The organism is Leifsonia tongyongensis (genome assembly GCF_010686705.1).
Lineage (GTDB): Bacteria > Actinomycetota > Actinomycetes > Actinomycetales > Microbacteriaceae > Diaminobutyricibacter > Diaminobutyricibacter tongyongensis.
Genome location: NZ_JAAGWY010000002.1, coordinates 486,394 through 503,364 on the forward strand (window position 1 = coordinate 486,394; position 16,971 = coordinate 503,364).

At 67.9% G+C, this 16,971-nt stretch carries 11 protein-coding genes; 6 read left to right on the plus strand and 5 right to left on the minus strand.

All coding sequences use genetic code 11. The features are described from left to right. Window positions 1-133: 133 nt before the first annotated feature. From G3T36_RS10270 to G3T36_RS10280, 3 genes are all read left to right on the plus strand, one after another. Entirely contained in the window at window positions 134-1,147 is a 1,014-nt protein-coding gene (locus tag G3T36_RS10270; RefSeq protein WP_338031542.1) for an LLM class flavin-dependent oxidoreductase, read from the plus strand. Between the two features lie 120 nt (window positions 1,148-1,267). Next, on the plus strand, window positions 1,268-2,230 hold the full coding sequence (locus G3T36_RS10275) for a hypothetical protein (protein WP_240148432.1): 963 nt from the start codon (window positions 1,268-1,270) through the stop codon (window positions 2,228-2,230). A gap of 37 nt (window positions 2,231-2,267) precedes the next feature. Further along, entirely contained in the window at window positions 2,268-3,044 is a 777-nt protein-coding gene (locus tag G3T36_RS10280; protein WP_163289697.1) for an SGNH/GDSL hydrolase family protein, read from the plus strand. Window positions 3,045-3,190: 146 nt separating this feature from the next. On the opposite strand, the gene G3T36_RS10285 is transcribed toward G3T36_RS10280, so the two are convergent. Then, window positions 3,191-5,656 carry a phosphoketolase gene (locus tag G3T36_RS10285; protein ID WP_163289698.1) on the minus strand — a complete coding sequence of 822 codons (2,466 nt, stop codon included), beginning with the start codon at window positions 5,654-5,656 and terminating at the stop codon, window positions 3,191-3,193. 152 nt (window positions 5,657-5,808) lie between these two features. On the opposite strand from G3T36_RS10285, the gene G3T36_RS10290 reads away from it, so the two are divergent. The 3 genes from G3T36_RS10290 (at window position 5,809) to G3T36_RS10300 (ending at window position 8,024) form a co-directional block, all read left to right on the plus strand. After that, window positions 5,809-6,396, plus strand: a complete 588-nt coding sequence (locus tag G3T36_RS10290; protein ID WP_163289699.1) for a GNAT family N-acetyltransferase — start codon at window positions 5,809-5,811, stop codon at window positions 6,394-6,396. A gap of 63 nt (window positions 6,397-6,459) precedes the next feature. Then, window positions 6,460-7,344 (plus strand): EamA family transporter, encoded by an 885-nt coding sequence (locus tag G3T36_RS10295; RefSeq protein WP_163289700.1) that lies wholly within the window; start codon window positions 6,460-6,462, stop codon window positions 7,342-7,344. 53 nt (window positions 7,345-7,397) lie between these two features. After that, window positions 7,398-8,024: a LysE family translocator gene (locus tag G3T36_RS10300; RefSeq protein WP_163289701.1), complete on the plus strand. Its 627-nt coding sequence runs from the start codon at window positions 7,398-7,400 to the stop codon at window positions 8,022-8,024. A 23-nt stretch (window positions 8,025-8,047) separates the two neighbouring features. Here the strand turns inward: G3T36_RS10300 and G3T36_RS10305 are convergent, their stop codons facing one another. The 4 genes from G3T36_RS10305 to gltB all read right to left on the minus strand — a co-directional run bounded on the left by G3T36_RS10305 (window position 8,048) and on the right by gltB (window position 16,857). Continuing rightward, window positions 8,048-9,226, minus strand: coding sequence for a low temperature requirement protein A (locus G3T36_RS10305; RefSeq protein WP_163289702.1), 1,179 nt, complete (start codon window positions 9,224-9,226; stop codon window positions 8,048-8,050). Window positions 9,227-9,295: 69 nt separating this feature from the next. Continuing rightward, the gene (pyk, locus tag G3T36_RS10310) at window positions 9,296-10,711 is read right to left on the minus strand and encodes a pyruvate kinase (protein ID WP_163289703.1); all 1,416 of its coding nucleotides are present in this window, start codon (window positions 10,709-10,711) and stop codon (window positions 9,296-9,298) included. 100 nt (window positions 10,712-10,811) lie between these two features. Further along, window positions 10,812-12,269: a glutamate synthase small subunit gene (locus G3T36_RS10315; RefSeq protein WP_163289704.1), complete on the minus strand. Its 1,458-nt coding sequence runs from the start codon at window positions 12,267-12,269 to the stop codon at window positions 10,812-10,814. Beyond that, window positions 12,262-16,857, minus strand: a complete 4,596-nt coding sequence (gene gltB, locus G3T36_RS10320; protein WP_163290288.1) for a glutamate synthase large subunit — start codon at window positions 16,855-16,857, stop codon at window positions 12,262-12,264. Before gltB ends, G3T36_RS10315 begins: the two co-directional genes overlap by 8 nt. Window positions 16,858-16,971: the final 114 nt, after the last annotated feature.

Genomic DNA, 16,971 nt, shown 5'->3' on the forward strand with positions numbered 1-16,971 from the left:
CTGATTCGAGGGTACGCCTCGCGTGGTCCCGGAGCACTTGTTCCTGGCTGCGAAGTCGTTGTGAACTACTCCAAGCGTCGCACGGTCGGATACCGTGCGGAATACATCGGAAGGCGGATACGCTGCCTTCATCGTGAAGCGCATCGGATTCCTCTCCTTCGGTCATTGGCAGCCCATCCCCGGCTCGGTCGCCCGCACGGCCAGGGACGCCCTCGTGCAGACCATCGAGCTCGCGGTCGCCGCCGAGAAGCTCGGGCTCGACGGCGCTTTCGTGCGCGTGCACCATTTCGCGCGCCAGCTCGCCTCCCCGTTCCCCCTTCTGGCAGCCATGGGCGCCCGCACGAACAGGATCGAACTGGGCACCGCCGTCATCGACATGCGTTACGAGAACCCGCTGTACATGGCGGAGGATGCGGCTGCCGCCGACCTGATCAGCGACGGGCGCCTTCAGCTCGGCGTGAGTCGCGGTTCACCTGAGACGGCGATGCGCGGCTACGAGTCGTTCGGGTTCGTCCCCGCGGACGGCGAGACCGACGCCGACATGGCACGTCGTCACACCGAGGTCTTCCGTGCGGTGATAGCGGGCGCCGGTGCCGCGATGTCCAATCCGGAGATGACGGGCGTGGAGCAGCCGCTTGCGATCGAGCCGCGCTCCCCCGGACTGTCCGAACGCATCTGGTGGGGCGCCGGATCGCGCGCGACAGCGGTCTGGACGGCGAATCAGGGCATGAACCTCATGAGCTCCACACTGCTGACGGAGGACACCGGTGTTCCCTTCGATCAGCTCCAGGCCGAGCAGATCCGGATGTTCCGGGATGCGTGGCGCGAGGCCGGCCACGAACGCGAACCGCGCGTCTCCGTCAGCCGCAGCGTCATCCCGATCATCGATGACGAGACGCGGCGGTACTTCGGCGCACGGGGCGAGGTGGAGTCGCGGGATCAGGTCGGCCACCTCGACGGCGGTCTCGCCCGCTTCGGCCGCAGCTTCGTCGGCGAGCCTGACAAGATCGCGGCCGAGCTCGCCCAGGACGAGGCGGTACAACTGGCCGATACCGTGCTGGTCACCGTTCCGAACCAGCTGGGCGTCGACTTCAACGCGAAGATTCTCGACTCGATCAACCGCGACATCAAGCCGTCTCTCGGCTGACCCGAACATAGGGCATGATGGGAACGCTTACCCAGCTCCACCGTTTTCGCTGACGTCCCGAAACGCAGCACCGGCATCCGCGCCCCTTAGGGCCTCCGCGGACCAGTGATGAGGGAAGAAATGGCGCCGACGAAGATCTCTCTGCGGCGACTCGGCCGCGTCGCTATCGCGGCGCTGATGGCCGGGCTGGCCGGGACGGGAGCCCTACTCATGACCGCGACAGCTGCAAACGCTGACGAGACGCCGCCGAGCGCGACCGCATCAGCGAGCCCCAGCGCATCAGCCATCACCAGCATGTGGGCGTGGGGCAACTCCGTCGACCCGTCCGCTGACAATCGCGGACTCGGTCAGGCCGCCCTCGCCCCCGCCGCGCTCGCCGCGTTCGCCCACGAGCACGGCCTGACGTCGGTCTACCTGTCGGTGCCATGGGCGGCGAACCAGGGAGCGATCGGCACGTGGCTCGCCGAGTCGGTGGATGCACTCCACAGCGTCGGTGTGCGCGTTTCGGCTCTCGGCGGCGACGCGTCCTGGCTCGCCAACCCGACGCTGGTCGCCCAGTGGATCACGGATGCCCGTGCCGCGGCGCCCTTCGACGCGGTCCAACTCGACATCGAGCCGTGGGCGGGGCAGGCGCACCCCGACTTCGCGAGCATCACGCCAGCGTTCGTCACGCTTCTCCAGACCGCCAAGTCGGCAGCCGGTCCGCTACCTCTCGGCGTCGACCTGCCCTGGTGGCTCGCCACGGTCCCCTCGGGAGCCGGCACGGTGTTCGACGCCCTGCTCCCCGAGCTGGACAGCGTCGCGATCGTGGCCTTCGCAGACCACGCCGCGGGATCCGACGGCATCGTCGCACTCGCGCAGCCCGCGGCCGACGCTGCAGGTGCCGCCGGAAAGCCCTTCACGATCGGCGTCGAGACGGACACCCCGGAGGTCGCAGGCGGCCCGCAGCTCACCTTCGCCGACGACGGTGAAGCGGCCCTGGTCTCCGAGACGGATGCGGTCCGCACCGCTTTCGCCTCGACCGCGGGCTACAGCGGCGTCACCGTGGAGCACCTGCGCAGCTGGATCGCGCTCATCGGGTGAGCATCCGCCCGACCCGCGTGGCGGTAGCGTAAGGATCATGTTCAGCAGTTACATCGCGATCGGCGACAGCTTCACCGAGGGCGTCGGCGACGAGCTCCCCGACGGCCGGACGCGCGGGTGGGCGGATTTCGTGGCCATCGGCCTCGCGTCCGCGTCCCCGGAGCCGGTCCTGTACGCGAATCTCGCGATCCGCGGTCGCAAGCTGCGGCCCCTGCTGGACGAGCAGCTCTCCCCCGCAATCGCCCAACTGCCCCAGATGATCAGCCTCAACGGCGGCGGCAACGACATCATGCGGCCGAAGGTGTCGATGCAGAACGTGGTGACCATGCTCGAGACGGCGGCGAACCGGGTGACCGAGGCGGGCATCCACATGCTGTTGCTGAGCGGCGCGAACCCGAGCAGGCACCTTCCGCTCGGCAATGTGATGCGCAAGCGGGGCGACGAGCTCGATGCGGCCGTGCGCGTGCTCTTCCCGCGTGCGAACACGACGTTCGTCGACAACTGGGCCGACGAGGGCCTCGGTGACGCCCGCTACTGGTCCTCCGACAAGCTGCACCTGAACGCCCTCGGTCACGCACGCGTCGCCAGCAATGTGCTGACCGCGCTGGCCGTGTCCGTGCCGGCCGAGTGGGGTGTCGAGGAGGTCGCGTCGGCGCCCGGCGGCCCGCGCTCGCGCAATACGATCGCGTACTACCGCGAATACGTCCTCCCGTGGGTCGGTCGTCGCCTGACAGGTCGTTCCTCAGGTGACGGCCGCACCGCGAAGATCCCCACGCTGACGCCGGTCGATCCGGTGACCACGCCGCCGCTCTGAGTGCCAAGGAAATCTGACCGCTCCAGAATCCGACTCGCGCCGGAACACCCCGGAATTCGTCCGCGCATCCGGAAGAATTATGCAAGTAAGGGTGCCTGTTGTTCGGGTCAACAGGCACCCTTGCTTCTCACGGCGTTCTCCGCGCTCTACGCGTTGTCGCCGCCCGTGTCGTCCGACCGGACCGCGCCCTTCTCCCCCGACCACGACCACTCCGCCACCTCGGGGATGTCCTCGCCGCGTTCGCGCGTGTAGGCGCGAGCCCGCTGCCGGGCATCCTGCATCTCCTGACGGAACGCCCCCTCGCGTGCCCCGAGCCCGGGGACCCGGTCGAGCACGTCGATGACCAGGTGGTACCGATCGAGGTCGTTGAGCATGACCATGTCGAACGGCGTCGTGGTGGTGCCCTCCTCCTTGTAGCCGCGGACATGCAGGTTGTCATGGCCCGCGCGGTGGTAGGTGAGGCGGTGGATGAGCCACGGGTACCCGTGGTACGCGAAGATCACCGGCTTGTCGGTCGTGAATATCGCGTCGTACTCGCGGTCGCTGAGTCCGTGCGGATGCACGTCCTCCGACTGGAGGCGCATCAGGTCGACGACATTGACGACGCGGACCCGCAGCGACGGCACGCGTTCACGCAGGATGGAGGCGGCGGCCAGCACCTCGAGGGTCGGGATGTCGCCGGCGGCCGCGAGCACCACATCCGGCTCCTCGCCTTCGACCTCCGTGCCGGCCCAGTCGAACAGGCCGATTCCGCGCGTGCAGTGCTCCACGGCCTGATCCATCGTGAGCCAGTTGGGGGCGAGCTGCTTGCCGGCGACGACGACGTTCACGTAGTCGACCGAACGTAGGCAGTGGTCGTAGGTCGAGAGGAGCGTGTTCGCGTCGAACGGCAGGTACACCCTGACGACGTCGGCCTTCTTGTTGACCACATGGTCGATGAAGCCGGGATCCTGGTGGGATGCACCATTGTGGTCCTGGCGCCAGACATGTGAGCTGAGCAGGTAGTTCAGTGAGGCGATCGGCACTCGCCACGGGATGCGGCGCGAGGTCTTCAGCCATTTGGCGTGCTGGTTGAACATCGAGTCGACGATGTGCACGAACGCCTCGTACGAATTGATGATCCCGTGGCGACCGGTGAGCAGGTAGCCTTCCAGCCAGCCCTGGCACTGGTGTTCGCTCAGCACTTCGAGCACGCGGCCGGCGCGTGCGAGATGGTTGTCGGAGTCGATCGGCCAGAACTCGGCGTTCCACTGCTTGTCCGTCGCCTCGAACACGGCGCTCAGGCGGTTGGATGCCGTCTCGTCCGGTCCGAAGATGCGGAAGTTGTGCGGGTTGTCACGGATCACGTCGCGCAGCCACTCGCCGAGCACTTTCGTCGCTTCGCTGTCGGACCCGCCCGGCGAGGGCACCTCGACGGCGTAGTCGCGAAAGTCGGGAAGTCGAAGGTCCTTCCGCAGAAGCCCGCCGTTCGCGACGGGGTTCGCGCTCATCCGCCGCTCGCCGTCGGGCGCGAGCGCGGTGGCCAGCGGCACCGGCGCCCCGTCGTCGCCGAACAGCTCGTCGGGCCGGTACGACTCGAGCCATTCCTGGAGCAGGTGCGTGTGCGCCTCGGTGTCGCGCGCATCCGGCAGCGGAACCTGGTGGGCCCGCCAGTTGTTCTCGGCCGGGTGCCCGTCGATCTCCTTCGGGCACGTCCAGCCTTTCGGGGTGCGCAGGATGAGCATCGGCCACGCCGGCCGGCCGTCGAGCGTGCCATCGGCGGCCGCGGCTTTGATGTCCGCGATCCGGTCCAGGATGTCGTCGAGAGTGGCGGCCATCCGTTCGTGTACCGCGCGAGGGTCTTCGCCGTCGAAGCCGCCGGAAACGAGGTAGGGCGTATACCCGTAGCCGCGCATCAGCTCGAAGAGCTCCTCTTCGGGGATCCGCGCGAGCACGGTCGGGTTGGCGATCTTGTACCCGTTGAGGTGGAGGATCGGCAGCACGACGCCGTCCTGGGCCGGGTCGAGGAACTTGTTCGAGTGCCACGCGGTAGCGAGCGGACCGGTCTCGGCCTCGCCGTCGCCGACGACGGCCGCCACCAGAAGGCCGGGGTTGTCGAACGCGGCGCCGTACGCGTGCGAGAGCGAATAGCCGAGTTCACCGCCTTCGTGGATGGAGCCGGGCGTCTCCGGGGCCGCATGGCTCGGGATCCCGCCCGGGAACGAGAACTGGCGGAAGAGGCGCCTCAGGCCGTCCTCCGTGCGGTCGATTGTGTTGTAGATCTCGGTATAGGTGCCGTCGAGGTACGCGTTGGCGACCATCCCCGGGCCGCCGTGCCCGGGGCCCGCGATGTAGATCGTGTTGAGCCCGCGCTCGCGGATCGCACGATTCAGGTGCGCGTAGACGAAGTTGAGTCCCGGCGTGGTCCCCCAGTGACCGAGCAGCCGGGGCTTGATGTGATCGCGGGTCAGCGGTGTGCGGAGCAGCGGATTGTCCAGAAGGTAGATCTGGCCCACCGACAGGTAGTTGGCGGTGCGCCACCACGCATCCAGCTGGTCGAGAGTTTCAGGCGAGAGTTCGGATCGTGCCCGGCGGGCCCAGGGGCCGGCGGATGCGTCGGTTTCGGCGTTCACGAAGTCCTTCCATGCATTCTCGGTGCCGCTGGCGGCACAGGACGGGATGACTCGGGTGGTTCCATCCTAGGAAGGTGGCCCGGATGCGCAATCCGTCCGTACATTCGTTCCGTAGACATTCACGTGTCGGCGGTCGCCGCTAGCCTGAGCCCATGACGTCGACGACGATGCGAGTGGTGCCTGCCACGGCAGAGACGTGGCCCGAGCTTGAGCGGGTTTTCGGCCAGCGCGGCGACCCGAGCGGATGCTGGTGCCAGTGGTTCAAGCTCACCGGTGCCGAGTATCGCGCCGCCAGTCGAGAAGAGAAGCGCGAGCTTCTCCATGAGCAGACCTCGGTCTCGCCGACGGCCGGCGTGATCGCCTGGGAGGGTGACGAACCCGTCGGATGGTCGGCGATCGAACCGTACGCGGCCTACCCCGGTCTCGCGCGCTCCCCGATCACCAAACGTCTCGACGGCGACCCGGTCGCCGATCTCTGGGCGGTGACCTGCTTCGTCGTCCGGCTCGAACACCGTCGAAAGGGTGTCGCTCGTGAGCTGCTGCGGGGCGCGGTCGAATATGCGCGCTCGGGCGGGGCGGCCGTGATCGAGGGCTACCCCGTGGACCCCGCTGCGCGGCCTTCGCTGACGGCGGCCGAACGGTTCCACGGCACCGTGTCGCTGTTCGAGTCCGGCGGGTTCACCGTCGTCCGGCGCCCCTCGGCGACCCGTGCGATCATGCGACTCGAGCTCGAGGGCTGACGGCTCCATCCGACGTGCGCGGCACGGTTCGCGACGAGTGACCGCGCCCTCTAGGCTCGACGAGTGACTTCGAAACGCGACCGCCTTATCGGCGCGGGCACCCAGGTCGCCACCGAGGTCAGCATCAACTTCGGGTCAGCTGTGGCCGGCCTGCTCATCCCGATCGTCGGCGCGGTCGTCGTCGTCGCCGTGCGCCAGGTGATCACCGCGATCGCCGTCCTCCCGTTCTACCGCCCCAAGCGTCGCGAACTCACCTGGCAGCGATTGTGGCCGGCGCTCGCGCTCGGTATCGTCCTCGCCACGATGAACCTCTCGTTCTACGAGGCTGTCGGACGCCTGGGCCTCGGTATCGCCGCGACCATCGAATTCCTCGGTCCGTTCGCGCTGGCCCTCGCCGGGTCCAGGCGCCTGCTCGACGTCGCGTGCGCGATCATCGCGGCCGCCGGCGTCGTTCTGCTCACCGGTACGACAGGGACCATCGACCCGCTCGGAGTCGTGTTCGCACTCACGGCTGCCGCGGCCTGGGCGGCCTACATCCTGCTCACCCGTCGAGTCGCTGTCGGATTGCCGGGGCTCGAGGGGCTGAGCGTCGCAAGCGTGGTGGCGACGGCCATCCTGTTGCCGATCGCACTGATCGTCGTCGACTACGCGAAGATCGATCTGCGGGTCATCGCGCTCCTGGTGACGGCCGGGGTGCTGTCGTCCGCGATTCCGTACAGCCTCGATACGTTCATCCTGCGCCGCATCCCGCCGCGCCTGTACGCGATCATCACCAGTTTCGGCCCGGTGATCGCAGCGATCTTCGGCGTGCTCGTGCTCGGCGAGTCGTTCACGCCCGTGCAGGTCGTCGGCATCGTCGTCGTGTGTCTCGCCGCCGGTGTGACGATCGCGACCCAGCGCGAGCATCCGCGCTCCGACCTCGAGACCACCGCCGAGTCGCTGACCTGAGCGGGCGTACGCCGACCTGTCGCCCGCAGGTGCGCCCCATTTAGACTGGCGGCATGACGCTCCCCTCGATACTGGCCTTCACCGGGCTCTGCGTCCTGCTCGCGCTGACGCCTGGTCCGGACACGTTCCTCGTTCTCCGGTACAGCCTCGTGCGGGTGCGCGCCGGTGTCGCCGCGTCGATGGGGTCGGCGATCGGCTCGCTCGTCTGGGCGGCGGCGGTGGCATTCGGCCTCGCGGCGCTGCTCGAGCAGTCCGCCGAAGCGTACCGCGTCGTCAAGATCATCGGCGGCCTCTACCTGCTCTACCTCGGGGTCAGTGCTTTCCTCGCGAGCCGCCGAGCCGGAACAGAGGGTGCGGAACCCGCCGTGCCGCGGGCGCGCATCCACTCGAGCCTGCTGGCCGGCATGATCTCGACGATGCTGAACCCGAAGGTCGGGCTGTTCTTCCTCGCGGTCGCGCCCCAGTTCATCCCGGCGAACGGCGCGTCGATCGGCAACACCATGCTGCTCGGCGCGATCGACGCGCTCGTGGCGCTCGCCTACCTCGCGATCGTGTCGGTGATCGCGGCCCGCGCGGTGGTCTGGCTTCGCCGGCCGCGCGTCACGAAGGTGCTCGAGCGGGTCTCAGCCACGATCCTCGCTGTGCTCGGCATCGGCACGATCGTCAGCAGCGCCGAATAGCAGACGCCACTGGCGGCGGCCCCTCAGGAGTCGTCAGCCAGCGGCCGGCGAAAGCGAATCGTCAGGATCAGCACGGCGAGGAACGCCGCAAGGATGCCGACCAGCACCACAGCCGTGACGAACCCGGAGATCGCGATCAGGATGAGCGGCCCGACCACTCCCGGAACCGACCAGACGAGCACGCGCCGCGCCCGCTGTCCGTACCGGAGGGACACGGCCCCGTTCGTCGCATAGAAGAGCGCGATGCCGCCGCAGAGCGCCACCGCAGCGCCTATCGGAAGTGGGACCGCAGCATCGGAGACGGCAGTCCCGAGTCCGGCCGCCATCGACACCACCCCGATCACGAGGAAGAACGGAAGGTAGGTCGCCGTGTCGCGGAGGGCAGCGACATCGCCCCGCGCGTTGAGTTCGCGCCATGATCGTTCCGCGAGTTCCGCACCGTAGGTGAAGAACGACCAGGCGAGCAGTGCGACCACCGCGAAACCGAACAGTGCGGTGACGGCGGCAGCGGCGTTCCAGTGCTCGGACGCCGCGACGATGAGGCTGATGATCGACTCGCCGAAGACGATCACGACGAATAGCCCGATCCGCTCGGCCATGTGCTCGATGTCGATCCCGCCGCCCAGCCGGTCTGCCCGCCGCCCGATGCCGTACGACAGCACCAGCTCTATCGCCATCGCGACGACCCAGACGAAATAGATGTACGGCACCGGCGCTGCCGCCGAAACTCCCCACAGGACCGCGGTCAAGCCGTTGTAGACGATCGGGCGCTGCCAGGCGAGCTTCTTCTTCCGTGCGGCGATGAGCCAGATCGGCAGGAGCATGAGCCGCGCCAGGGCATTGGCCGCTCCGAACGCCCAGGCACGCTCGGAGAAGTCGGCCGATACTGCCGCGGCCATCACCCCGACCGCGAACATGATCGGAAGCAGGACGCCCCACATCGCACCCGAGGCGCGGCGTCCGAACAGGTTGGCGGTAAGCAGGACGTCGATCCACAGCCACCATGCCGGGAAGAACAGGAGCACGAACACGGCGAAGTCACCGACGGACGGGTTGCCGTGGAGACGCAGGGCCAACTGACCGACGAAGCCGACGAACACGAGATCGAAGAAGAGTTCCAGCCAGCTCGCATGGCGCCGTTCGGCGGCACCGGGGACATCCGATGTTGCGCCGACGGGAGCACCTGGCTCGTCTGCGGTCACGCCCGACAGCGTAGCCGAACGCGAACGGCCCGCGACGGATGAATGTCGCGGGCCGTTCGGGGAGACGACTTACAGCACGTCACCGACCTTGTGAACGCGAAGGTCGTTGGTCGTGCCGGGGATTCCGGGAGGGGAACCCGAGATGATGATGACCTTCTCCGTGTCGGTTGCGCGGCCGTTCGCCTTCAGCACCTCGTCGACCTGGGCGACCATCTGGTCGGTGTGGGTGACGCGGTCGACGACGAACGACTCGACGCCCCAGAACAGCGCCATGCGGCGGCGGATGGCCGGGTCGGGAGTGAAGGCGAGGATCGGGATGGCGTTGCGCAGTCGCGACATGCGGCGCGCGGAGTCCCCGGATTCGGTGAAGACGCAGAGGTATTTGGCCTCGACGAAGTCGGCCACTTCGACCGCGGCGAGCGTGATCGCGCCGCTCTGTGTACGCGGCTTGGTGCCGAGCGGCGCGATGCGGTCGAGACCGTGCTCCTCGGTCGACACGACGATCCTGGCCATGGTCTGCACCGTGATGACCGGGTACTCGCCGACGCTGGTCTCACCGCTCAGCATCACGGCATCGGCACCGTCGAGCACGGCGTTGGCGACGTCCGAGGTCTCGGCGCGCGTCGGCACCGGGCTGGAGATCATCGATTCGAGCATCTGGGTGGCGACGATGACGGGCTTGGCCATCCGGCGCGCGAGTTCGACCGCGCGCTTCTGCACGATCGGCACGGCCTCCAGGGGCAGCTCGACACCGAGGTCGCCGCGCGCGACCATGATCGCGTCGAACGCTTCGATGATCTCTTCGAGGTTGTCAACGGCCTGGGGCTTCTCGATCTTGGCGATGACGGGTATCTTGCGACCCTCTTCGGCCATGATCTCGTGCACGCGCTCGATGTCGGAGGCGTTGCGCACGAAGGAGAGGGCGATCAGGTCGGCGCCGAGCTTGAGGCCCCAGCGGAGGTCAGCCTCGTCCTTCTCGGAGAGCGCCGGCACGTTGACCGCGACGCCCGGCAGGTTGATGCCCTTGTTGTTCGACACCGGGCCGGCCACGACCACTTCGGTGGTGACGACGGTGCCGTCGGTCTCGAGCACCCGCACCTTGACCTTGCCGTCGTCGATCAGCAGGAAGTCGCCCGGCTTCACGTCCTGGGGCAGGCCCTTGAACGTCGTCGACGAGAGTTCCTTGGTGCCGATGAGGTCTTCGGTGGTGATGCGGAAGATGTCGCCCTCGGCGAGCTCGTAGGGGCCCGCCTCGAATTTGCCGAGCCGGATCTTCGGGCCCTGCAGGTCGACCATCACCGCGACGGCGCGCCCGGAGTCCTCCGTCGCTCGCCGCACGTTGGCGTAGACGGCCTCGTGCACGTCGTAGCTTCCGTGGCTCAGGTTCATGCGAGCCACATCCACACCCGCGTCGATGATCGCGCGGATGTTCTCATAGCTCGATGTCGCCGGCCCGAGGGTCGCGACGATTTTTGCCCGTCTCATTTCTTCCTTTTGCTCCGTGATTCTGCACCGCGAGCGGCGCTCGATTCATTCGTTGTGGGTTCGGGGCGTGCGGCAGTGCCGCGCGTGATGTTCGTTTCGATTAGACGAGGATGCCGCGGTCGGTCGGCTTCACCGGGAAAGGCAACTGCGTCTCTCCCTCAAGATACCGGTCGACAGCGGATGCCGCTGCCCGTCCTTCGGCGATCGCCCAGACGATGAGCGACTGGCCGCGGCCTGCGTCTCCCGCGACGAACACACCGGGCTGGCTCGTCTGGTAGTCGCCGTCACGTTCGACGTTGCCGCGTCCGTCGAACGGCACCTCGAGCTGGCTGCCGAGGTCGTCCGACTCGGGGCCGGTGAAACCGAGCGCGAGGAGTACGAGGTCGGCCGGGATCTCCCGTTCGGTGCCGGCCTTGGGTACCCGCCGGCCGTCGAGGTATTCGGTCTCGGCGACGCGGATCGCCCGCACCTCGCCGAAGTCGTTCGCGAGGAATTCGACGGTCGACGCCAGGTATTCGCGACGGCCGCCTTCTTCGTGCGCGGTCTGCACCTCGAAGAGCGTCGGCGTGATGGGCCACGGCTGGTGCGACGGCCGCTCCTCCGGTGGCTGCTTGCCGATGGCGAGATTGGTGACGGATGCCGCGCCCTGGCGGTGAGCCGTGCCGATGCAGTCCGCGCCGGTGTCGCCGCCGCCCAGGACGACGACGTGCTTGCCTTCCGCGGTGATCTGGTCGGGGACGCTGTCGCCGGCGCCGACCTTGTTCTGCTGCACGAGGTACTCCATCGCGAAGTGCACGCCGCTCAGGTCACGCCCGGGGATGGGAAGGTCGCGTGGGACCATCGCGCCCGTCGCGACCACGACGGCGTCGTAGCGCGTGCGCAGTGCGTCCCAGGTGATGTCCACGCCGATGTTCACGCCGGCGCGGAACCGCGTGCCCTCGGCCATCATCTGGTTGAGACGCGCCTCGAGGTGCTTCTTCTCCATCTTGAAGTCGGGGATGCCGTACCGGAGAAGACCGCCGATGCGGTCGTCGCGCTCGTAGACGGCCACCGTGTGTCCGGCACGAGTCAGCTGCTGGGCGGCCGCGAGCCCGGCGGGACCGGACCCGACGACGGCGACGGTCTTGCCCGTCAGCCGCTCCGGGGGGTGCGGCTGCACCCAGCCGTTCTGCCAGGCCTGGTCGATGATCGAGACCTCGACCTGCTTGATGGTGACCGCGGGCTGGTTGATGCTGAGCACGCAGGACGACTCGCACGGCGCCGGGCAGAGCCGGCCCGTGAACTCCGGGAAGTTGTTGGTCGCGTGCAGGCGTTCGATCGCCTGGCGGCCCTCGCCGCGCCACATCAGGTCGTTCCACTCGGGAATGAGGTTGCCGAGCGGGCAGCCCTGGTGGCAGAACGGGATACCGCAGTCCATGCAGCGGCCGGCCTGCCGGCGCAACTCGGCCGGGTTACCGGCCTCATAGACCTCTTTCCAGTCCATCAGGCGCACGGAGACCGGGCGACGCTTGGGGAGCTCGCGCTCCGTAACCTTGAGGAAGCCTTTCGGGTCAGCCACCGGTCACCTCCAGGATTCGGTTCCAGACGACATCGCCGTCGGGGTCCAGCCCCTCGTCGACGGCGTTCTGTCGCATTTCGAGTACCGCGGCGTAGTCGCGCGGAAGGACTTTCACGAACTTCGCCATGGTCTCGTCGAAGTCGGCGAGCAGTTTCGCCGCCAGGGTCGAGTCGGTCTCGGCGACGTGGCGCTCGAGGAGGTCGCGGACGATCTCCACGTCGGCACTGCCGAGCGGAAGCAGCTCGAGTTCGCCCGAATCGAGCGCGTCCCGGTTGACCCGTTCGCGCTTCAGCTCGTACACGTACGCCGTGCCTCCCGACATTCCCGCCCCGAGGTTGCGGCCGGTGCCTCCGAGGATCACCGCGAGGCCACCGGTCATGTATTCGAGCGCGTGGTCTCCGACACCCTCGACGACCGCCGTGGCGCCCGAGTTGCGCACCAGGAACCGCTCCCCGACGATGCCCCGGATGAACATGCTGCCCTGGGTCGCGCCGTAGCCGATGACGTTTCCGGCGATGACGTTGCGTTCGGCCGGGAACACGCTGTTGCGGTCGGGTCGCAGCACGATCTGGCCGCCGGACAAACCCTTGCCGACGTAGTCGTTGGAGTCGCCTTCGAGCCGCAGCGTGATTCCGCTCGGCAGGAAGGCGCCGAGGGACTGTCCGGCCGACCCGGTGAGCGTGACGTCGATGGCGCCGTTCGGCAGTCCGTTCTCCCCGTGGCGGACTGTCACCTCGTGACCGAGCATCGTGCCGACGGCACGCTCGGTGTTCCGGATGGGAAGCGAGAGCTCGATGTGGCCGCCCTTCTCGAGCACGGCGGCGCTCTGCGCGATGAGGGCGTTGTCGAAGTGCTTGTCGAGTTCGTGGTCCTGCGGTCGCGCGTTCTTGCGCGGGGCGGTCTCCGGGAACTCCGGGCCGACCAGGATGGGCGACAGGTCGAGCCCGGACGCCTTCCAGTGGTCGATGGCACCGTTCACGTCGAGGAGCTCGTGATGGCCGATGGCCTCCTCGATGGTGCGGAATCCGAGCTCACTGAGGTACTCGCGCACCTCCTGTGCGATGAACTCGAAGAAGTTCACGACGAACTCCGGCTTGCCGTTGAACCGTGCGCGCAGTTCCGGGTTCTGTGTCGCGACACCAACCGGGCACGTGTCCAGGTGGCACACCCGCATCATCACGCAGCCGGAGACGACGAGCGGAGCGGTGGCGAAGCCGAACTCCTCCGCGCCGAGCAGGGCGCCGACGATGACGTCACGACCGGTCTTCAGCTGGCCGTCGACCTGCACGACGACGCGGTCGCGCATCCCGTTCAGCATCAGGGTCTGCTGTGTCTCGGCGAGACCCAGTTCCCATGGCGTGCCCGCGTGCTTGAGGGAGTTGACCGGGCTTGCGCCCGTGCCGCCGTCGTGGCCGGAGACGAGCACGACATCCGCCAGCGCCTTCGCGACACCTGCGGCGACGGCGCCGATACCGGATTCGCTGACCAGCTTGACGTGGACGCGCGCGTTCGGGTTCGCGCGTTTGAGGTCGAAGATCAGTTGCTTGAGATCCTCGATCGAGTAGATGTCGTGGTGCGGGGGCGGCGAGATGAGGCCGACTCCTGCCGTCGCGTGACGGGTGCGCGCGATCCACGGGTACACCTTGGTCGGAGGCAGCTGACCGCCCTCGCCGGGCTTCGCGCCCTGAGCGAGCTTGATCTGGATGTCGTCCGCGTGCGTGAGGTACATGCTGGTGACGCCGAAGCGACCGGATGCGACCTGCTTGATCGCGCTGCGCCGCTCCGGGTCGAGCAGGCGGTCGAGGTCTTCGCCGCCCTCACCGGTGTTCGACTTGGCGCCGAGGCTGTTCATGGCGATGGCCAGCGTCTCGTGGGCTTCCTTCGAGATCGAACCGTAGCTCATCGCGCCGGTCGAGAACCGTTTGACGATCGACTCGATCGGCTCGACCTCGTCGAGCGGCACGGGCGGGCGCACGCCGGTCTGCAGCTTGAACATCCCGCGCAGGGTCATGAGGCCGGCCGCCTGGTCGTCGACCAGCTGCGTGTACTCGCGGAAGATGTCGTACCGCCGGGTGCGTGTCGAGTGCTGCAGGCGGAACACCGTCTCGGGGTTGAAGAGGTGCGGCGATCCGTCGCGGCGCCACTGGTACTCTCCCCCGGTCGCGAGCCGCTCGTGGGCGATCGTGGCGCCGTCGAGCGGGTATGCGCTCGCGTGCCTGGCCAGGTTCTCGGCCGCGATGACCTCGATTCCGACGCCGCCCAGCTTGCTGGTGGTTCCGGTGAAGTACTGGTCGACGAACGCCTGGCTGAGGCCGACCGCCTCGAAAGCCTGGGCGGCGGCGTAGGAGGACACCGTCGAGATGCCCATCTTCGACATGATCTTGAGCACGCCCTTGCCGAGCGCCTTGATCACGTTCCTGACAGCCTTCTCCGGCGTCACACCGGTGATCATGCCGCTGCGCACCAGCTCTTCGCAGGTCTCCATCGCCAGGTACGGGTTGATCGCGGACGCGCCGTACCCGATCAGGAGTGCGACGTGGTGCACTTCGCGCACGTCGCCCGCTTCGACGATGATGCCGACCTTCATCCGGTTCTCGGTGCGGATGAGGTGGTGGTGCACGCCTGCGAGCATCAGCAGCGACGGGATCGGTGCGAGGTCGCGGTTGGAGTCGCGGTCGCTGAGGACGATGAACTGCGCCCCGGCCTCGATCGCCTCGTCGACTTCGTCGCAGAGCTCGGCGATCCGTTCCTGCATCGCATCCGGTCCCGCATCCGCTCGGTAGAGGCCCTTGAGGGTCGTCGTCAGCCGGCTGCCTGCGCGCGGATCGATGTGCTGGATCTTCGCGAGCTCGTCGTTGTCGATGACCGGGAAGTCGAGCACGACCTGACGGGCGTGCTCAGGGCCGGCAGTGAGCAGGTTGCGCTCAGGGCCCAGGCCGAGCTTCAGCGACGTCACGACCTCTTCGCGGATGGAGTCGAGCGGCGGGTTCGTGACCTGGGCGAACTGCTGGGTGAAGTAGTCGAACAGCAGCCGTGGCCGCTCGGACAGCACCGCGACCGGCGTGTCCGAGCCCATGGCGCCGAGCGGCTCGGCGCCGGTCTTCGCCATCGGGGTGAGAAGGACGCGCACTTCTTCCTCGGTGTAGCCGAAGGTGCGCTGACGCCGGGTGACGGAGGCTGGCGTGTGCACGATGTGCTCGCGCTCCGGGAGATCCTTGAGGTTGATCCGGCCCTGCTCGAGCCACTCGCCCCACGGCTCGCTCGCTGCGAGCTCCGCTTTGATCTCGTCGTCTTCGATGAGGCGTCCCGCGACGGTGTCGACGAGGAACATCTTCCCCGGGCGCAGGCGGCCCTTCCGCACGACCCGGCTCGGGTCGATGTCGAGCACGCCGATCTCGCTGGCCAGGACGACCAGGCCGTCGCCGGTGATCACATACCGGCCGGGACGCAGGCCGTTGCGGTCGAGCGTCGCGCCGACGAGCGACCCGTCGGTGAACACGATGGCCGCGGGCCCGTCCCACGGCTCCATGAGCATCGAGTGGTACTCGTAGAAATCACGGCGGACCGGGTCGATCTCCGTCTGGTTCTCCCACGCCTCCGGCACCATCATCATCACGGCGTGCGGGAGCGAACGGCCGGACAGGGTCAGCAGCTCGACCACTTCGTCGAACGAAGCGGAGTCGCTCGCGCCCGGAGTGACGATCGGCAACACGGGGGCGAGGTCGCCGAGCAGGTCGCTCTCGAGCTGGGACTGGCGCGCGCGCATCCAGTTGCGGTTGCCCTGCACGGTGTTGATCTCACCGTTGTGGGCGATCATGCGGAAGGGCTGAGCCAGTGGCCACGACGGGAACGTGTTCGTCGAGTACCGGGAATGCACGAGCGCCAGCCTGGAGGCGAAACGCTGGTCCGAGAGGTCGGGATAGAACGGCTCGAGCTGCAGCGTCGTGACCATCCCTTTGTAGACCAGGGTGCGACTCGACAGCGACGAGAAGTACACGTCGAGCTCGCGTTCGACGCGCTTGCGAGCTCGGAACGTCTGGCGGTCGAGCAGGATCCCGCCGACCGACGCTCCCGACTCGCCTTCCCGCGTGCTCGCGACGAAGAGCTGCTCGATGGCGGGCATGGCGTCGCGCGCCAGGGACCCGATCTCGTCCGGCCGCACGGGGACGTCGCGCCAGCCGATGACGATGAGATCCTCTTCGACAGCGATTGCCTCGATCGCAGCCTTCACCGCAGCGCGTTCGTCCGGCTCGCAAGGCAGGAACGCGTTGCCGACCGCGTAACGGCCGACAGCGGGGAGGTCGAGCCCTGACACCGCGCGGAGGAACGCATCCGGAATCTGCGTGATGATGCCCGCACCGTCACCGGTGCCGGCGTCCGAGCCCACCGCTCCGCGATGCTCCAGGTTGCGCAGCGCGTTGAGTGCGGCATCGATGATGTCGTGTCCGGCGGTGCCGCGAAGGGTCGCCACCATGGCGAGCCCGCACGCGTCCTTCTCGAACGCGGGGTCGTAGAGGCCCTGCCGCGCGGGCACCGCGCTGAATCCGGACTGCGTGCCTGAGCGGGAGAAGGGAGGCTTGAGCGCCATCATCGACCGTCCTCACGTGAAGAGTTACTGAGGTGGGACGCCGTCGGCCCGGGAACATGGGAACCGCCGCCCGTTGGGCGTCGTGCGGTCAGTGTGATGCTTTCGGGGTCGCCT

Coding starts and splice junctions, on each gene's coding strand:
- G3T36_RS10275 (WP_240148432.1), top strand. CDS start 1,268: ATGGCGCCGACGAAGATCTCTCTGCGGCGACTCGGCCGCGTCGCTATC.
- G3T36_RS10280 (WP_163289697.1), top strand. CDS start 2,268: ATGTTCAGCAGTTACATCGCGATCGGCGACAGCTTCACCGAGGGCGTC.
- G3T36_RS10290 (WP_163289699.1), top strand. CDS start 5,809: ATGACGTCGACGACGATGCGAGTGGTGCCTGCCACGGCAGAGACGTGG.
- G3T36_RS10300 (WP_163289701.1), top strand. CDS start 7,398: ATGACGCTCCCCTCGATACTGGCCTTCACCGGGCTCTGCGTCCTGCTC.
- pyk (WP_163289703.1), bottom strand. CDS start 10,711: ATGAGACGGGCAAAAATCGTCGCGACCCTCGGGCCGGCGACATCGAGC.
- gltB (WP_163290288.1), bottom strand. CDS start 16,857: ATGGCGCTCAAGCCTCCCTTCTCCCGCTCAGGCACGCAGTCCGGATTC.